The sequence below is a fragment of the Mesorhizobium sp. WSM3864 genome (genome assembly GCF_002294955.1).
Classification (GTDB): Bacteria; Pseudomonadota; Alphaproteobacteria; order Rhizobiales; family Rhizobiaceae; genus Mesorhizobium.
On sequence record NZ_NSGD01000007.1, the window covers coordinates 114,363 to 130,482 of the forward strand.

General features: G+C 63.5%; 15 protein-coding genes and 1 pseudogene. 3 read left to right on the forward strand and 13 right to left on the reverse strand.

Annotated elements, in window-relative coordinates; translation table 11 throughout:
• Positions 1–9: 9 nt before the first annotated feature.
• The 11 genes and pseudogenes from CK215_RS16845 to CK215_RS16895 all read right to left on the reverse strand — a co-directional run bounded on the left by CK215_RS16845 (position 10) and on the right by CK215_RS16895 (position 11,362).
• Positions 10–603 carry a histidine phosphatase family protein gene (locus tag CK215_RS16845; RefSeq protein WP_095831589.1) on the reverse strand — a complete coding sequence of 198 codons (594 nt, stop codon included), beginning with the start codon at positions 601–603 and terminating at the stop codon, positions 10–12.
• Complete coding sequence (locus CK215_RS16850) at positions 600–1,703, reverse strand: inositol-3-phosphate synthase (RefSeq protein WP_095831590.1); 1,104 nt, start codon at positions 1,701–1,703, stop codon at positions 600–602. The genes CK215_RS16845 and CK215_RS16850 overlap by 4 nt, the downstream gene beginning before the upstream one ends.
• Before the next feature lie 191 nt (positions 1,704–1,894).
• Positions 1,895–2,053 (reverse strand): DUF3309 domain-containing protein, encoded by a 159-nt coding sequence (locus tag CK215_RS16855; protein ID WP_066991972.1) that lies wholly within the window; start codon positions 2,051–2,053, stop codon positions 1,895–1,897.
• A 448-nt stretch (positions 2,054–2,501) separates the two neighbouring features.
• A pseudogene (locus tag CK215_RS16860) lies at positions 2,502–3,458 on the reverse strand (UDP-glucuronic acid decarboxylase family protein); the annotation flags it as partial.
• 23 nt (positions 3,459–3,481) lie between these two features.
• On the reverse strand, positions 3,482–4,591 hold the full coding sequence (locus CK215_RS16865) for a glycosyltransferase (protein ID WP_095831591.1): 1,110 nt from the start codon (positions 4,589–4,591) through the stop codon (positions 3,482–3,484).
• A complete protein-coding gene (locus tag CK215_RS16870) occupies positions 4,588–5,682 on the reverse strand; it encodes a glycosyltransferase (protein ID WP_095831592.1) in 1,095 nt (364 codons plus the stop codon). The genes CK215_RS16865 and CK215_RS16870 overlap by 4 nt, the downstream gene beginning before the upstream one ends.
• Positions 5,679–6,809, reverse strand: coding sequence for a glycosyltransferase (locus CK215_RS16875; protein ID WP_095831593.1), 1,131 nt, complete (start codon positions 6,807–6,809; stop codon positions 5,679–5,681). Before CK215_RS16875 ends, CK215_RS16870 begins: the two co-directional genes overlap by 4 nt.
• A gap of 2 nt (positions 6,810–6,811) precedes the next feature.
• Positions 6,812–7,912, reverse strand: coding sequence for a glycosyltransferase family 4 protein (locus CK215_RS16880; RefSeq protein ID WP_095831594.1), 1,101 nt, complete (start codon positions 7,910–7,912; stop codon positions 6,812–6,814).
• A complete protein-coding gene (locus CK215_RS16885) occupies positions 7,897–9,189 on the reverse strand; it encodes a TIGR04295 family B12-binding domain-containing radical SAM protein (protein WP_095831595.1) in 1,293 nt (430 codons plus the stop codon). The genes CK215_RS16880 and CK215_RS16885 overlap by 16 nt, the downstream gene beginning before the upstream one ends.
• A complete protein-coding gene (locus tag CK215_RS16890) occupies positions 9,186–10,259 on the reverse strand; it encodes an NAD-dependent epimerase/dehydratase family protein (protein WP_095831596.1) in 1,074 nt (357 codons plus the stop codon). Before CK215_RS16890 ends, CK215_RS16885 begins: the two co-directional genes overlap by 4 nt.
• Positions 10,256–11,362: an SDR family NAD(P)-dependent oxidoreductase gene (locus tag CK215_RS16895; protein WP_095831597.1), complete on the reverse strand. Its 1,107-nt coding sequence runs from the start codon at positions 11,360–11,362 to the stop codon at positions 10,256–10,258. The genes CK215_RS16890 and CK215_RS16895 overlap by 4 nt, the downstream gene beginning before the upstream one ends.
• Positions 11,363–11,575: 213 nt before the next feature.
• Here CK215_RS16895 and CK215_RS16900 point away from each other — a divergent pair, with 213 nt between their 5' ends.
• The gene (locus CK215_RS16900; RefSeq protein WP_095779479.1) at positions 11,576–11,848 is read left to right on the forward strand and encodes a hypothetical protein; all 273 of its coding nucleotides are present in this window, start codon (positions 11,576–11,578) and stop codon (positions 11,846–11,848) included.
• A 386-nt stretch (positions 11,849–12,234) separates the two neighbouring features.
• Here the strand turns inward: CK215_RS16900 and CK215_RS16905 are convergent, their stop codons facing one another.
• A complete protein-coding gene (locus CK215_RS16905; protein ID WP_095831678.1) occupies positions 12,235–13,413 on the reverse strand; it encodes a zinc-dependent alcohol dehydrogenase in 1,179 nt (392 codons plus the stop codon).
• An 80-nt stretch (positions 13,414–13,493) separates the two neighbouring features.
• The gene (locus CK215_RS16910; protein WP_095826294.1) at positions 13,494–14,279 is read right to left on the reverse strand and encodes an SDR family NAD(P)-dependent oxidoreductase; all 786 of its coding nucleotides are present in this window, start codon (positions 14,277–14,279) and stop codon (positions 13,494–13,496) included.
• Between the two features lie 160 nt (positions 14,280–14,439).
• On the opposite strand from CK215_RS16910, the gene CK215_RS16915 reads away from it, so the two are divergent.
• The gene (locus CK215_RS16915; protein WP_095831598.1) at positions 14,440–14,679 is read left to right on the forward strand and encodes a hypothetical protein; all 240 of its coding nucleotides are present in this window, start codon (positions 14,440–14,442) and stop codon (positions 14,677–14,679) included.
• Positions 14,680–15,243: 564 nt separating this feature from the next.
• Positions 15,244–16,110 (forward strand): Ku protein, encoded by an 867-nt coding sequence (locus CK215_RS16925; protein ID WP_095831679.1) that lies wholly within the window; start codon positions 15,244–15,246, stop codon positions 16,108–16,110.
• Positions 16,111–16,120 lie beyond the last annotated feature (10 nt).

Genomic DNA, 16,120 nt, shown 5'->3' on the forward strand with positions numbered 1-16,120 from the left:
CAGCTCCAGTCAGGCGATTTCGTTCAGGCGAATGAGCTTAGAGCCCCAGTCGCCATGGACGACGGTGGTGATCGAGGCAGGTTCGATGTCGAAGCGAAAACAGTCGCCGAGCTGAAGACCAAGGACCTTGCACACCGCAGCCTTGATGACGTCCGCGTGACTGATCAGTGCAACGCATCGGTTTGGGGCTTGTTCGCGCAGCACGTCCATGAGGTCGACGATCCGCTGCTGGGTGTCCTGCATGGTCTCGCCGCTCGGTGTTCGGGCGCTCTGTCGCTGGTCGTTCCACATCCGCCAGGCGGCGTCATTGGCCAGCTCTTCGAATGTCTTACCGGACCATGCGCCGAAATCGATCTCGTCCAATTCCTGGCAGATTCCGATCTGCTCAATATTGCAGGCGACAGCGATCGGTTTCGCGGTTTCCAAGGTGCGCTTGCGCGGGCTGCTGAAAATGGCCGCCAGCGGTTCCCTCGCCAGACGGCGGGCCAGATGCAGCGTCTGTGCCTGGCCGGTTTGGCCAAGATCGATATCCTGGCGGCCTGCCAGATAGCGGCCGACATTGTCATACGCAGCATGCCGCACGAGGAAAATAGTCGTTGTCATTCCGCGGCGTCGAGCATCGGCTCGCCCCTACCGGCTATGAAGGCGAGGGTGCGCAGGCGGGCTTCGGCATCGGTGAACTGCTCCGGCGGAGACTTCATGAAATAACTGCAAGGCCCGGTGAGCGCCCCAGCGATACCGCGATCGAGCGCCAGCTTGGCGCAGCGCACCGCGTCGATGACCACTCCGGCGGAGTTGGGCGAATCCCAGACTTCCAGCTTGAGTTCGGCATTCAGCGGGACGCCGCCGAAGGTCGTGCCTTCGACCCGGATATAGGCCCATTTGCGGTCGGTGAGCCAAGGCACATGATCGCTGGGTCCGACATGGATGTTGCCGGGCTCGAGCGGTACATCGATCTGGCTGGTGACCGACTGCGTCTTGGAGATTTTTTTCGATTCCAGCCGCTCACGCTCCAGCATGTTGAGGAAGTCCATGTTGCCGCCGAAGTTGAGCTGGTAGGTGCGGTCGATGCGCACCCCGCGCTCCCGAAACAGATTGGCGAGCAGCCGGTGAACGATGGTAGCGCCGACCTGGCTCTTGATGTCGTCTCCGATCAGGGGCAGGCCGCGCTCTTCGAAGCGGCGGCGCCATTCCGGCCGCGAAGCGATGAAGACCGGTATGCAGTTGACGAAAGCGCACCCGGCCGCCAACGCGCATTCGGCATAATAGCGGGTTGCCGCATCCGAGCCGACCGGCAGATAGGACACCAGCACCTCGGCCCCGCTTTCCCGAAGGCCTGCGGTCACGTCGGCGACCGGCTCATTCGCTTCCTCGATTTCATCGCGCAGATATTTGCCGATGCCGTCGAGTGTAGGTCCGCGTTGCACGCGCACGCCGATCGGCGCCACATCGGCAAAACGGAAGGTGTTGTTCGGGGCGTTGTAGATTGCTTCGGCCACATCGCGCCCGACCTTGCTCTTGGCGACGTCGAAGGCGCAGACGACCTCGATGTCTTCGACATGGTAGCCGCCGAGATCGGCATGCATCAGCCCGGGGATCGGCTCGTTGCTTTTTGCCTGACGATAATAGGTGAGGCCTTGCACCAGGGAGGATGCGCAATTGCCGACACCGACGATGCCGATGCGAACCTTTTTCGATGTCACGAAACCGCCGCCTCTGTTGTTGGAGGTAAGTTCCTCGCGCCGAACTGTGACCGGTCGGGAATGTTCCTTGAGAGGTGGAAAAATCGCGGATGCGGTCGACGTTCAAGACTCCCGTTGCCGGGTTGTCTCCGAACGGCCAGCGCAGGACGCGACGTTCGGAGTGCGGCTAATGGAATCTCGCCCGCTCGGCCTCAAATCCGGCCCATGAGCGCCATGATCACCAGGATGACAAGTATGACGCCGAGCACGCCCGAAGGCCCATAGCCCCAGCCCGACGAATACGGCCAGGCCGGGATCGCGCCGATCAGCAACAAGATCAAGATAATAATGAGGATTGTGCCGAGACTCATATCGGGTCCCCTTCATTGGCGAGGTGGACGTTCGGACCTCAGACTGCGGGGCATGCTATTTGTTCGTCATTCGTCTGAGGCGCTGGGGGCTCAGTCCAGCCTGCGCAGCATGTCAGCTTCCCGCTCGAGGATGGTTGCGACTTCTTCGCGTTGAAGATGCGTCATCATCAGGCTGACGCAACATTCGAGGTAGGTGATGGAGGCTCGTCGCAGGAAGGCGGCGGTTTCCGCGGCCGCCATCTGCTCGATGTCCTTGGCTGATCGCTTCGACTGCACGACTGCGTTCTCCGTGCCGGTTATCGGGCCCAACCAGAATCTCGGTAGGATGTTCCGCTTCGGTGAAAAGAACGCCGGACGCATCGGGATCCTGCGGGCCGCCGGTTTCAAATCCGTCTGCTCCGGGCCTGTTGGTCGCGGCGGCGGGCGACACGGTCGCGCTGCCTTCGAGTTCGGCGAAGTAAACGACCGTTTGCAGCAGGCCCTGCCGGAGAGGTACCTTGGGGGCCCATCCAAGAAGCTCCTTCGCACGGGCTATATCGGGGCGTCGCCGGCGAGGATCGTCTTCCGGCAAAGGCAGGAATTTGACGGGCGACCTGGTGCCGGTCAGTTCCCTCACCAGGCTCGCCAGTTCGAGGACGGTGAATTCCCCGGGGTTGCCAAGATTGATCGGTTGGCGCGGATTGGGCTCGATGTCCATCAGCCGCAGCAGGCCTTCTACCAGGTCGGTGACGTAGCAGAAGGATCGCGTCTGCCGGCCATCGCCGAATATCGTCATCGGCCGCTTTTCAAGTGCCTGCATGACCAGATTCGAGACGATGCGACCGTCGGCGGGGTCCATCCTTGGGCCATAAGTGTTGAAGATACGGGCGACACGCACGTCGGCCCGATCGGCCCGAAGATAGTCGAAGCAAAGCGTCTCCGCGGTGCGCTTGCCTTCGTCGTAGCAGGCGCGCGGGCCGGTGCAGTTCACATGGCCGAGATAGTCCTCGCGCTGCGGATGCTGCTCGGGATCACCATACACTTCGCTGGTCGATGCCTGCAGGAACCGTGCACCGTCGCGAACGGCAAGCTCGAGCAGATTGAGCGACCCGACCACGCAAGTGCGCGTGGTGTGAACGGGATCGGCCTGGTAGCGGGGCGGTGACGCCGCGCATGCCAGGTTGAAAACACGGTCGACCGGCTCACCCAGTTCCAGCGGGCTGCAGATATCCTGCTCGATCAACCGGAAGCGCGATTGGCCGATAAGCGGCGTAATGTTCTCCATTCGGCCGGTGAGAAAGTTGTCGATGCAGATCACGCGATAGCCGATGCCAAACAGGGCCTCGCAAAGGTGCGAACCGAGGAAACCGGCACCGCCGGCAACAAGCGCCGTCCGTGTCTGTTGGGCCTTTCTTGAACGCCGCATCTGTGTGTTCTCCTGTCTGCCTGTCATGCTGCACTTTCGACATCCAGATCGAGCACCGGACGTGTCTGCCTTGCCCGCGCCAGCATCGACGTGAACTCTCGTGCCCGAGCAACTCCGGTGTGTCTTTCCAGGACCAGCGAATGGGCCTGCCTGGCCATGCTGAGCCTGGCGCGGTCCGGCTGTCCCAGAAGAATTCCCGTCACATCATCTGCGCTGCCGGCCGTCTGTATCGCCGTAGCCGGAAAGAAACTGTCGAGGCCGGGCCAGCGATCGCTGATGATCGGCGTCCCGCACGCCGCAGCTTCGAAAAGCCGGACGCTGGGCGACCATCCGGCTTCGACCATCGAAGTGCGTGTCACATTCAGCGTGTAGCGCTGCCGGTTATAGAAGCCGGCATGCTCGGCCGGCGGCAGGTGCTCGATCCGCTCGACATTATCGGGCCAGTCGATATCGTGCGGGTATTGCGAGCCCGCGACCACGAAGCGTCGATCCGGCAGTCGACGCGCAGGCTCGAGCAGAAGCGTTTCCAGGGTCTGGTGCCGATCCGGACTGTAGGTGCCGAGATAGCCTAGGTCCCATTTGATCACATTTCGGTTTCGATAGTGCCGCTCGGGGTCGACGGAGCAATAGAGCGGTTCGGCCCGACGCGCGCCGAATTCGAGCTCCAGGCGATGGAGGGTCGGTCCGCCCGTGAAGGAGAAATAGAGGTTGAAATAGGGAATCTGCCGGCGGGCGAGATAGTCGCAGTCATCCTCTGCAATCCTGGCCAGCGTCACCGGCGTGTCGATGTCGTAAAAGCAGAATAGCCCGGTGCACAGCGACGCGAGGTCATCGATGACCGCCCTGCCTTCAGGCACGAACGAGCCGATGACCACGACATCGGCCTGCTGAAGGTCTCGTTCATGGTTGCGACGGAGCTCGTGGACGGTGTCGTAATAGCGCAAGTCGCAATAATCGGGGTCGCGCAGGTCGCGGTGGTGCGCGTACCAGGGCACGTCGCGTTCGAGGAAGGTGACGCGATGGCCGAGCTCGTCGAGGCCCCGCAGCAGCCCCCGAAACGTCGTCGCATGGCCATTGCCCCAGGAGGAGGACAGAGAAAGACCCAGGAACACGATGTCGAGTGCCTTCGTCATTCTGCGGCCTCCACGGTCTCGCGCTCGAAATGCGCCTTGAAGATTGCGTCAACCCGTTCAGCCCTCAGTGTGTAGGTGTGCTCGGCCAGAACACGCCGAAGCGCTGCCGCCCCGATCGCCTTTGCGCGCCCTGGTGTGAGCGTGCACATGATCTCGACAACATCGGCGCCGTCCCGCGCCACCAGGATTTCCTCGCCGGGCGTAAGGAACAGCTCGACACCGGCCCAGGCATCGGTGATGAGGCATGCACCGGCGCCGGCCGCCTCGAACACCCGCGTTGCCGGCGAAAAACCGTTGCTGGCCATGCTGTCGCGGCTGATGTTCAGCACCGCCTTCGGCGTGACATTGAAGGCGTTGTGGTCTCGAGTGCCGACATGGCCGAGCCAGGAGACATTCTCCGGCATCGCCTTGTCGCCCCAGCCTGATCCGCCGAGCAGGAACTTCTGGTCCTCCAGCGCTCCGGCCGGCTCGAGAAAGAAGCCTTCCACGCGCGCCTCGCGATCCGGCAGGCGATTGCCGAGAAAGGCGAGATCGCAGGCGAAGCGGGGATCTCGGGCGACGGGGAAATGCGTCTCAGGATCGAGCGCGTTGTAGATCGGCACACATTCGGCGGCGCCAAGCGCCCTATAGTCCCACACGACGGGATCTCCGCCGCCATAGGTCAGCACGAGGGAGATCCTTTTGAGCTCCTCGTGGAGAGGATGGGCGGCATCGTTCCGCAACTCGCTGAGCGTCGCCGGGGCGTCGACGTCCCAGAACACCGCCAGCGCGTCATTGCGGGCGTGGTCGAGCACGGCGCGCAACAGTGCTTCGTCTTCGAAGCCCACACCGCTTGCCTTGACGACGATGTCGGCCTGCGCGGCGCAGCAAGCGACCTGCATCAGCGCATCCGGCGTCGCCTCGTAGACGACGACGTCGCACCAGTCGGGAACCTCGATGTCGCGGTACTTCTGCCGGTCAAAGGCGTCCGGCTCGTAGAAGACGATGTCGTAACCGCGCCGGGAAAGTGCCTTCAGCAGGCCGCGATAATAGGTGGCGGCGCCGTTCCAATAGGACGACAGCAGGCTGGATCCGTAAAAGGCGATCTTCATGCGGCGGCCTCCCTTGCTGGCACCCCGTCGACCGCATGGCGATTGCCGCATGCGGCGAGTATGTCGAACAATTCGTCGGCGCGGCGCCGGCATGTGTGCCGTGCCAGGATGGTTTCCAGCCCGGCTGCCGCCAGAGCCTTCGCAAGCCCGGTGTCGTGCAGCACGTCGCGCAGGTGCTGGCGCATCTCGGAGCCGTCGCGGGCAAACAGAAAGTCCTTGCCGGGACGGAACAGCTCTTCCACGTCCGACCATGGCGCAGAGACGAGGGGAATGCCGCAGGCCAATGCCTCGAACATGCGGATCGTGGGAATGCCCGGCAGATGGTCCCGATAGGGTCGGCGCGGGATGTGCACCGTCACTCGATGCCGCGCGAACGCTTTCGGGACGTCGGCATTGGCGATCCAGCCCTCGTGGCGCAAGCCGGCGTCGGCGAGCGCGGCCCGCGCCTGCGCTGGGTAGCGCACCCCGTGAACGGTTCCCGACAGGCCAAGCTCGCGTGCCGGCGCGACGAGGAACTCGTGGATTTCGGCGCTGCGTTCGTCGTCGCCCCAGTTGCCGACCCAGACCAGATCCGATACGGCGTCGACTTCGGGAGAGGGTTTGAACAATCGTTCGTCCGCTGCTTCATGCCAGGTGAAAGCCCGTCGGCCCCAGCCGGCGCGAAGGTAGCTCTCCCGCAACGCCTCGCCGAAGACCAAGACGCCGTCATAGTGCTCCAGGTTCAGTGCCGAGATCGACTGCGTCGCCGACACGGCGCGGTGATGCGTGTCGTGAAACAGCAGCGTGAACTTGCCGCCGTTGAGCTTGGCCCGCCCGATCCGCGCCACAAGATCTGGATCGGTCCATTCATGGACGATCACCACATCCGCCTTCGCAATCCAGGCCTCGTGATCGAAGGACGCATCGTAGGTCACCGGCATCAGCTCGGGAAAATCCTTCCGGAAGCGCTCGACGGCGAAGGGGCCTTGCTCGGCCAGAAGGTTCGAACGGCTCCAACCGTCCGCGGGTTCGAGCGCGAGGGCGTGGTGTCCGTTCGCAACAAGCTCGCGCATGATGCCGCGCTGGAAATGCGCATTGCCATGGTTCCAATCGGAAACGACGGAATGGGTGTAGAACACGAAATGCATGCTCAGCGCCCTGCGACGGCCATCGCCGCGCGATCGTAGATTTCACTCATCGCGACCGCCTGCGCCTGCGGCGAAAATTTGCGCGCGCGACGGACGGCGCGCCGGCCGAGCTGGCGCCGCAAATTTTCGTCGCGGGAGAGGTGGGCGATGCATCCGGCAAGCGCATGCGGATCGCGCGCGTCGAAGAACATGGCTGCGCCGTCCCAGAGCTCGCGATAGGTCGCGATGTCGGCGAGGACCAGCGGCGCGCCCGAGAGCGCGGCTTCCAGCGCGGCAAGCCCGAAGGGCTCGTAGATCGATGGCGAAACGAAAATGCCGGCACGCGCCATCCGCTGACGCACTTCGGCATGGCCGATCGAGCCGAGCGCGACGCAATGATCGAGCCGCGCTATCTGCCCGTCCGGCCCGCCGAGGGGGCCGGCGGCTTGGACCGGCCATTCCGTCATGGCAGCCGCGGCATCCAGCACAGCCGCGTTCTTTCCTTCATCCCACCAGCGGGCGGCGGCCAGGACGAAAGGCTCGCGGCGCGAGGCGACCGGGCCGGGAAGAGCACTGTTGTGGACGACACTTAGCCGCGCGACCGGCCCGTAGCAGGCCTCAAGCATGTCGGCGTGGCTTCGGCTGGGTGCCACCACAATATCGGCGCGATTGAAACCGGCCCAGTTGCGGTCCTTCTGCCAGGCCCAGCCGTCGGTCGGCACCTGACCGCGCACGGCATGCAGCCACGTCACGACGCAGGAGTGCGAGACCGTGAGAATGGGGCAGGGCAGATCGACCTCGGCCGCCTGGGCCGGAGCGTTAAGATGAACGAGGTCCGCGGCACAGGTCGTTGCAAGCTCGCGAAGCTCGCCGGGCAGGCCGTCGAGATCGCTCTCGTTGCGCGTCATCCAGTCCGGAGGGGTCTCGAGCCAGGCGAGCGTCGCGAAGGACTGCGCTTCTTGTGCCTGCTCCCGAGAAGGCCGAGGCCCTAGCCCGGCCAGCACGACGCTGTCCCCTCGGGCGGTGAGCTCGCGCGCCAGGTCGAGCGAATATCGCCAGACGCCACCGACGGAGTCGGTGGTCATCAGGATGCGCCGCGGGCGATGGATCAATGATTGCAGCATGAGGACTCCAATTCGGCCAGCGCGCGCGGGCGCTGATCCTGGATGTCGCTGAACGTCCTGAACGAAGCCAGATAATGCTCATGCGCGCGCTCCCAGGCGAAATCGTCGGGCTCGCCCCACAGCTCGCGGTAGCTTGGCGAGCTCGGATAGGGATAGAGCGGCACCGGCTCGTTGGCCCAGACACCGTTGTCAATGAGGTGCTTGCGCCAATACTCCACCAGCGCCGGATCGTCCTGGACCACGCCGATCAGATTGGCCTGGACGAAAGGAACATGGCGGCGGGCATCGACCAGCAGCGCGGCCAGTTCCTCAGTGCCCAGCCGACAGCGCTTGGCCAGCATTTCGCGGCCTTCGACGGTCAGGCTTTCCAGGCCAGCTTCGATCGAGACGCAGCCGGCCTCGCCCAACAATTCCAGCAACTCCGGTTTCCAGAGGTCGATGCGCGTCTGAACGCCAAATTGGATATCGCGGTCGACAAGGGCCTCGAGCAGCGCCTTCTGGGGCAGGAAAATCTCGTCGATGAAGTAGATGTAGCCGACGCCCTGGGCGATCAGACCGTCGATCTCGGCGACGACCGCGTCGTGGTTCCTGCGGCGGTAGGCGTCGCGAAAATCGATCTTGGCGCAGAAGCTGCAATTATAGGGGCAACCCCGCGAAGCTTCCACCTCGGCACCGGCGCCCTTCTGGTCCGTGTCGAACCGATGATGGTGGTGCGAATGGGCCGCAATCCAATCGGACGGCCAATGAAGTGCCGGGTGGTCGACGAAGCGGCTGACGCTCACGCCACCGTTGCAGGCCAGCACGCCGCTCTCGAGCCGCGCCGTGTGAGGGACGGCGCTCCATTCGCCGCGCCCGGCAAGCTCCGCCACCACCTCCTCGCATTCGCCGCGCACGACGACATCGACGCCAAGCTTGCGCAGGGTAGGGGCCGGCGTCGCCGAGCCATGCGGCCCGACGGCGGCGGTGCGCCCGCCGCGCCCGGCGAGATGCTTCAGGAATTCTGCCGGCACCCGCAGCTCCGGCGGCGCGCAGCGCCAGAACAGATAGGTCGGCGCGGTGGTCACGACGGTCATTTCCGGCCCGTACGCCGCCACGCGCTCGGCAAGTTCCGCGTTGTCGAGATTCTGCAACTGTCCGTCCAGCATCAGCACGCTGTGGCCGTCGGTCTCCAGCAGGGCTTTGCAGTAGCCAAGCTCCACGGGCAGATGCGGCTGGCGGCAGCCGAAATAGATGCTGTGTTCATATGTCCAACGCGGGTTGACCAGTGCAACTTTCATGCGACGTACCTCGCCACTTCAGCGTGCGGCTGGAGACGGTGCCGCAACAGCCAGCCGGCAAGGTCGCTGATGCCTTCGCGCCACGGGACATGCGCGCGCCAGCCAAGCGCGGCCTCTATCTTGCGGGTATCGGCTATGAAGAAGGGCTGGTCGCCGGTACGTTCGAGATCCTGCCGCACCACGATGTCGCGGCCGGTCGTGATGGCGATCTCCGACAGCAGCGAGCGCAGGCTGACGGCATTCCGCGGTCCGCCGCCAAGATTGAACGCCTGTCCCTTGAGGTCTTCGATCCTGGCCAGCACTCCGCGATAGGCGGCAACCGCGTCGGACACATGCAGGATGTCGCGCACCTGCTTGCCGTCGCCATAAATGGTGATGGGCCGGCCGCTGAGCGCGCTGAGGAGGAAATGCGCGACCCAGCCCTGGTCCTCGGTGCCGAACTGGCGCGGTCCATAGATGCAGCTCATGCGCAGCACCGCCGTCGGCAGGCCATAGGACTTGGCATAATCAAGGACATACTGGTCCGCAGCGCCCTTGGAACAGCCATAGGGCGTGCAGAAATGGAGCCCGATCGTCTCGTCGACGCCATTGGCGCGGATGGCTTCGTCGCAAGGCTCGTAACGGTCGTCCGTTTCCCGCACCGCGAGCTGGGGCAAGCTGCCGTAGACCTTGTTAGTGCTGGCGAAGATTACCGGGGCGCTCACCTGGCGCGCCGCCTCAAGCACGTTGAAGGTGCCTTTGAGATTGATGTCGAGGTCCTCCGCGGGATCGGTCAGGCTCGTGGTCACGGCGGTCTGGGCGGCCAGATGGAAGATCGCTCTTGCTGGCGTCAGCACCGAGGCCAGCCTGGCTTGGTCGCGCACGTCCACGGTTTCAACCCTGAGATGGTTGCCGTGCTTTTGCGCCAGCCATTCGAGGTTCTGCTCGACGCCAGCTCGGCTGAGATTGTCGATGACCAGAACGGGCTCGCCATCCGACAACAGGCTGTCGGCGAGGTTTGAGCCTATGAAGCCGCTGCCGCCGATGACGGCCACCGGCGCTTTGCCAAGGCCGCGATGCCGCTCACTCATGACACCAGCCCCCGCTCTTCAAGCTCGCGCTTCATGTCGGCGCCGCGGTCGATGACGACGGTGTTGCGAACCCAGGCCGCGAATTCACCGAGGGAGTTCTCAAGCCGATGGCTCGGCTCGAAGCCAAGCAGCTCGCGCGCCTTGGCAATGTCGGCAAAGCAGTTGCGGATGTCGCCGGAGCGCGCCTTGCCGAGGATTTCGGGCGGCCGCTTCGGAATGCCCATCGCTTCTGCAAGCAATCGAGCGACCTCGCTGATGGTGTAGGACCGTCCGCTGCCGATATTGATCGCGTGGCCGGCTGCCTGGCGTTGCTCCAGCGCCAGGCGGAAAGCGCGGGCGACATCGCGCACATGGACGAAGTCGCGCTTTTGCTCGCCGTCCTCGAAGATCATCGGCCGCTTGCCGTTGGCGAGCCGCGAAGCGAAGTTGGCAAGCACGCCGGTGTAGGGATTTGCGAGCGCTTGACCGGCGCCGAAGACGTTGAACAGGCGCAATGCCACCGCATCCACGTCATAAGCCTGACCGAAGATCAGCACCGCGCGTTCCTGCGCATATTTGGTCAGCGCGTAGATCGAAGCGAGGTCAGGACGTTTCTCCTCGTCGGTCGGAATCGGCGACAGCGCTTCGCCGGCAGCCGACAGCGGGTCCCATTGGCCGATCCTGATGTCGCTTGGCTTGCGATGGGCATCGTCGATACGCCGCCCGTCTGGTGTCTTGTAGAGGCCTTCGCCGTAGATGCTCATCGACGATGCGACGACAATGCGTTCGACTGGTTTCTTGATCAACGCCTCGAGCAGGGTCGCGGTGCCGAGATCGTTGGTGCCGACATATCGGGCGATCTCGTACATGGATTGGCCGACGCCGACCTCGGCAGCGAGGTGGATGACGGTGTCGACATCCGCTACCGCGTCGGCGACCGCGTCTCGATCACGTACATCTCCCCGTATCAGCTCGGCGCCAGCTGGAATGCTGACGGCTTCATTGCCGTGCACTTGGTCCAAGAGTGCGTCCAGGACACGGACCTCGTAGCCATGCTCGATGAGTTCCTGGGCGACATGCCGGCCAATGAAACCGCAGCCTCCCGTAACCAGGACACGTTTCACGAGAACTCCTTGCCGAGTTAGCGTTGGGGCCGATTTAGCGTTGGGGCCGATTTAGCGTTGGGCTCCCGAACTTCGGGACAAAAGGTTTGTTCCCTGCTTCATCAAAGTTCCCTCCGGGGCGAAGCTGTCGGCGGGTCGCCCGCATGCCTGGGAACATTGCCCTTTGCGCGCTGTTAGGGCCGCTCACTGACGTGCGGCGAGAAAGGGAATGCCATGTCTGAAGCGAAGACGACCACCAATCACGACGAAATTCGCAAATGGGTTGAGGAGAGGGACGGCCATCCCGCCGTGGTTCGCACCAAGGGCGAGGGCGGCATCCTGCGCATCGACTTCGGCGAGCCGGAGGAAGCGCTCGAACCGATCGAGTGGGATGAGTTCTTCCGGATCTTCGACGAGAACGACCTTGCCTTCCTCCATCAGGACAAGGCCGGGAGCGGAGGAAAGAGCCGCTTCAACAAATTTGTCGAGCGGAGCGGGAATGGTTGACGCGGGCGGCGGCAGGTAACCAGCAACGAACGCACGCAAGCGGCCCGACCGGCGGAGGCTGCCGCGCCGCCCCGGTTGCCTCAATCCAATGGCTTGTCGGTTGGGCGCGGGGTGGTTCCGGCCTCGCGCTTGCGACCGGCATTGCGATTGGCAACCTTGCTGTCGAGCGGTGATGTCGACTGTTCCTCGGCGGCGCCGGCTGTTTTGGGAACTGCCGGTCTCGCGCCGGCGTCGCTATCCATGGCATCGCGGTCAGGACGCGGAAGGCCTTCGGCGTTCGGTGACCTGGTGGCCGGCCGAGATGTGTTTTTCAGTTGAGCCATTTGATACCTCCTTACCTGATCGCAACGACAGGGCGCCCGGGCGAGTTCCGGGCAAAGACGTGGTCACCCGTGAGGGCGCATCACGACCTTGATGCAGCCGTCCTGCTTATCGCGGAACTTCCTGTAGAGGTCGGGTCCGGCCTCGAGCCCGGCGCGGTGGGTGATCACGAAGGACGGGTCGATGTCGCCGCTTTGGACCTTGTGCAGGAGAGGCTCGAGATAGCGTTGCGTGTGGGTTTGTCCCATGCGGAACGTCAGCCCCTTGTTCATCGCCGCGCCGAACGGGATGTGGTCGACAAGGCCGATATAGACGCCGGGCACCGAAATGGTGCCCCCCTTGCGACAGCAATAGATCGCCTCGCGCAGCACATGCGGCCGGTCGGTGCCAAGATAGACACTCGCCTTGACCTTATCGAGCATGGAATCCGGGGTGGCGCTGGCATCGGCTTCGGTGCCGACACAGTCGATGCAACTGTCCGGGCCGCGACCGTTGGTCATGGTCATCAGGGCATCGTAGATATTCACGTTGCTGAAATCGAGGGTCTCGGCCTTGCCGTGGTCCCGCGCCATAGCAAGCCGCTCCGGCACCTTGTCGATGGCGATCACGCGTCCGGCGCCAAGCATCCAGGCGCTCTGGATCGCGAACTGGCCGACCGGCCCGCAGCCCCAGATGGCGACGGTGTCGCCCTCCCGGATGCCGGCGTTCTCCGCCGCCATATAGCCGGTCGGGAAGATGTCGGAGAGGAACAGGACCTGTTCGTCGTCCATGCCGTCCGGCACCTTGATCGGGCCGACATCGGCAAAAGGCACGCGCAAATACTCGGCTTGCCCGCCCCAATAGCCACCGACCAGATGCGAATAGCCGAACAGGCCCGCGGGCGACTGGCCCATGACCTTGGCGGCCTGGTCGGCGTTGGGGTTCGACCGGTCGCAGAGTGAAAACAGGCCGTTCTGGCAAAACCAGCATTCGCCGCATGAGATATTGAAGGGAACGACGACGCGATCGCCCTTCTTGAACTTGCTGTGTCCACGGCCGACCTCCACCACTTCGCCCATGGTCTCATGGCCCAGCACGTCGCCCGATTTCATCGTCGGCATATAGCCGTCCATCAGATGCAGGTCCGAACCGCAAATGGCGCAGCAGGTAACCCTGATGATGATGTCGCGGTCGTCCTCGATCACGGGATCGGCGACCGCGTCGCACCGGATATCGCCCTTGCCGTGCCATGTCAGCGCTTTCATCGTGCCGTTCCTGTCGATTGGAGGATTGAGTGCATCGAACTTGCGCCCGGCTGGAATGTTCCCCGGGCGGCGCTTCGCATTCATCCGTTGTTCGCGGAGCCCGGTTCGGCGGCCTTGCGATGCTGCTCGGCCAGCGTGCCGGCCGGCGTGACATGGGCCGCGGCAGCCTGCATCTTGTTCTTCAAACCGCTAACGACCTGCTCTTTTCCGGCCATCATGGCGTCATAGCCGTCCTTGGCCACATCGGCCGGATTGTCTTTCTCCTGAGTCCCGATTTCGGTGTCCATCATGTCGGCGCGCTCGAAGAAGCGGGTCTGCGTCGCGCCGGGCATCAGCACTGTCACGGTCACACCGCTGTCCTTCAACTCATGGCGCAGCGCGATTGCGAATGAATCGATGAAGGCCTTGGTGCCGTTGTAGACCGCTTGGAAGGTGCCGGGCATGAAGCCGGCGATGGAGCCCGTGAACAGGATCCGGCCGCGGCCACGCCGGACCATCTGCCGGCCGAGCCGATGTGCCAGATAGACCGTGCCGGTGATGTTCGTGTCGATGACGCGGCGCGCCTTGGGCCAGTCCTGATCGATGAAGCCCCGGCCCAGGCCTCGTCCCGCGTTGAGGAACAGAAGGTCAATAGCGCGGTCACCAATCCTCGCGATCAGTTGATTGGCCCCTTCCTCGGTCGCGAGGTCGGCTTCTACCGCCTCGACTGCAACGTGGTGAGATTGCAGCGCCTCGGCAGCCTGCTCTATCGCCGGCTCGTCGGCCACGATCACCAGTTCGTAGCCATCTCTCGCGCATAATTTCGCCAGTTCCTTGCCGATGCCGCTGGAAGCGCCGGTCACCACGGCGAGCTTTCCGTTTTCCATTTCGTTCTCCGACCGTTCGAGTGTGGTCTGGCCGAACATGCGCAGAGTGCGATTGTTCCGTTCGAATTCTTGGGATTCGGCAACGCGCGGCAAACGAGGCTTGGCGAGACGGAACCAATTCGGGGCACGGCTGTTCCGCCGTCAATGTGGAGCGACAGCCATGGGCATCTTTTCCGATCTGGATAAGAAACTTACCGACAACCTCTATGAGCATGGCAGCCAGCTGACCGATCCCAGCGCTGATCTGCCCCGTCGGGTCAAGGAGAGGGTCGATACCCTCATGCCGTTCATCCAGCCGGAGGCGCGTGAGGCGGTGAGGCTGCAAATCCTCGGCATCATTCACGAGCACATATTAGATGAGACCGAGATTGGGCCTGGAGAGCCAGCGGCCAAGGAATGAGAGAAGCTGGCTGGACGCGTCATCGATTTCCGGCCGCCCTAAAGCGGCAGCGCCGAACGGAGCCAGGCGCTAGCTGATATCTATGATTTTTCGCTTCTTGGGCGTCCGGCCCGGCCTGGCCGCGGGAGGAGGCGACTTTGCCGCCGGTGCCGCGGCCAGACGCTGCTCGCGTAGTCGCGCCGTCTTTGCCTGGCGCGCCAGTCGTTCCGTCTCAAGCAGTTCGCGCGCAGCATTCGAGGTGCGCTCACGCCTGTCCTTGTCGATCTTCCGCGTCGCCACGGTCGTTCCAGATCAATTCGCCGTTGGAGCCGTATCCAACTTGCCCGAAGGCCCATTGTTCCGAATGATCCCGCGACGGACGGACGTTTCGAACGAAATGTCTGCAACTCGAATATGTCGGGCCAAGCCCTTGTCGGAAGCTCCCGTTGCTTCTCCCGCCGGGAAGTTCAGCGCTGCTTCCCGGTTCAGCCGGCTGAAGCCGACGCGATGCGCCGGCCTGCGACGTCGGAACCGAAGCGGTGCGTTCGCCGTTCCGGCTGCATTCCTGTCGCCAAGGAGATCGCCATGGCGCCGCGTCCCGCCTGGAGCGGTTATCTCAAACTGTCGCTGGTCACCTGCGCCGTCGAATTGACGAACGTCGTGACCCATGCCGAGAAGGTTTCCTTCCACGTGCTCAATCGCAAGACCGGCCACAGGGTCCGGCGCATCTATGTCGATGCCGAGAGCGGCAAGCCGCTGGATAAAGACGACGAGGTCAGGGGCTACGAAGTCGGCAAGGACGAATTCATCTTCATCGAAGAGGAAGACATCGAGGCGGTGCAGATCGAGTCTTCGCACACGCTCAATCTCGACGGCTTCGTCGACAAATCGTCGATCGAGCAGATCTATCTCGACGCGCCCTACTACGTGACGCCCGCCGACAAGGTCTCGGAAGAGGCGTTTGCGGTGATCCGCGACGCGCTGGCCGAAAAGAAGATGGCCGGGCTCGCTCGCATCGTGCTCTATCAGAGGGAACGCCCGGTGGTGGTCGAATCACGCGGCAAGGGCATGATGCTGACCACCCTGCGTTATGGCGACACCGTGCGCGAGCCCGCCGGCGTCTTCGCCGAGATCAAGTCGGGAAAGCCCGACAGCGAGATGATCGGGTTGGCCGAGCACATCATCGATAAGCAGAAGGGCAAGTTCGATCCCACCGAGTTCCGGGATCGATATCAGGAGACACTGCTGGAACTGGTTCGCGCCAGAAAGGCCGGCAGGAAGGCGCCGAAAGCCAAGGCGGAACCCAAGCCATCCAATGTGGTCAATTTGTTCGATGCGCTGAAAAAGAGCCTCGGTGCGGAGGCCGGGGCAAAGTCCAAGTCCCCGAAGTCCAGGGGAGCGCCGAAACGAAAAAAGACGAAGAATTCTGCACGGGGGCGCAAGTCGGCATAGCAGTTGTCTG

What these genes read in the sequence shown, in the direction of transcription:
- CK215_RS16845 (WP_095831589.1), bottom strand. Translation starts at nt 603, where the DNA reads ATGACAACGACTATTTTCCTCGTGCGGCATGCTGCGTATGACAATGTC.
- CK215_RS16855 (WP_066991972.1), bottom strand. Translation starts at nt 2,053, where the DNA reads ATGAGTCTCGGCACAATCCTCATTATTATCTTGATCTTGTTGCTGATC.
- CK215_RS16865 (WP_095831591.1), bottom strand. Translation starts at nt 4,591, where the DNA reads ATGACGAAGGCACTCGACATCGTGTTCCTGGGTCTTTCTCTGTCCTCC.
- CK215_RS16870 (WP_095831592.1), bottom strand. Translation starts at nt 5,682, where the DNA reads ATGAAGATCGCCTTTTACGGATCCAGCCTGCTGTCGTCCTATTGGAAC.
- CK215_RS16875 (WP_095831593.1), bottom strand. Translation starts at nt 6,809, where the DNA reads ATGCATTTCGTGTTCTACACCCATTCCGTCGTTTCCGATTGGAACCAT.
- CK215_RS16880 (WP_095831594.1), bottom strand. Translation starts at nt 7,912, where the DNA reads ATGCTGCAATCATTGATCCATCGCCCGCGGCGCATCCTGATGACCACC.
- CK215_RS16885 (WP_095831595.1), bottom strand. Translation starts at nt 9,189, where the DNA reads ATGAAAGTTGCACTGGTCAACCCGCGTTGGACATATGAACACAGCATC.
- CK215_RS16890 (WP_095831596.1), bottom strand. Translation starts at nt 10,259, where the DNA reads ATGAGTGAGCGGCATCGCGGCCTTGGCAAAGCGCCGGTGGCCGTCATC.
- CK215_RS16900 (WP_095779479.1), top strand. Translation starts at nt 11,576, where the DNA reads ATGTCTGAAGCGAAGACGACCACCAATCACGACGAAATTCGCAAATGG.
- CK215_RS16905 (WP_095831678.1), bottom strand. Translation starts at nt 13,413, where the DNA reads ATGAAAGCGCTGACATGGCACGGCAAGGGCGATATCCGGTGCGACGCG.
- CK215_RS16910 (WP_095826294.1), bottom strand. Translation starts at nt 14,279, where the DNA reads ATGGAAAACGGAAAGCTCGCCGTGGTGACCGGCGCTTCCAGCGGCATC.
- CK215_RS16915 (WP_095831598.1), top strand. Translation starts at nt 14,440, where the DNA reads ATGGGCATCTTTTCCGATCTGGATAAGAAACTTACCGACAACCTCTAT.
- CK215_RS16925 (WP_095831679.1), top strand. Translation starts at nt 15,244, where the DNA reads ATGGCGCCGCGTCCCGCCTGGAGCGGTTATCTCAAACTGTCGCTGGTC.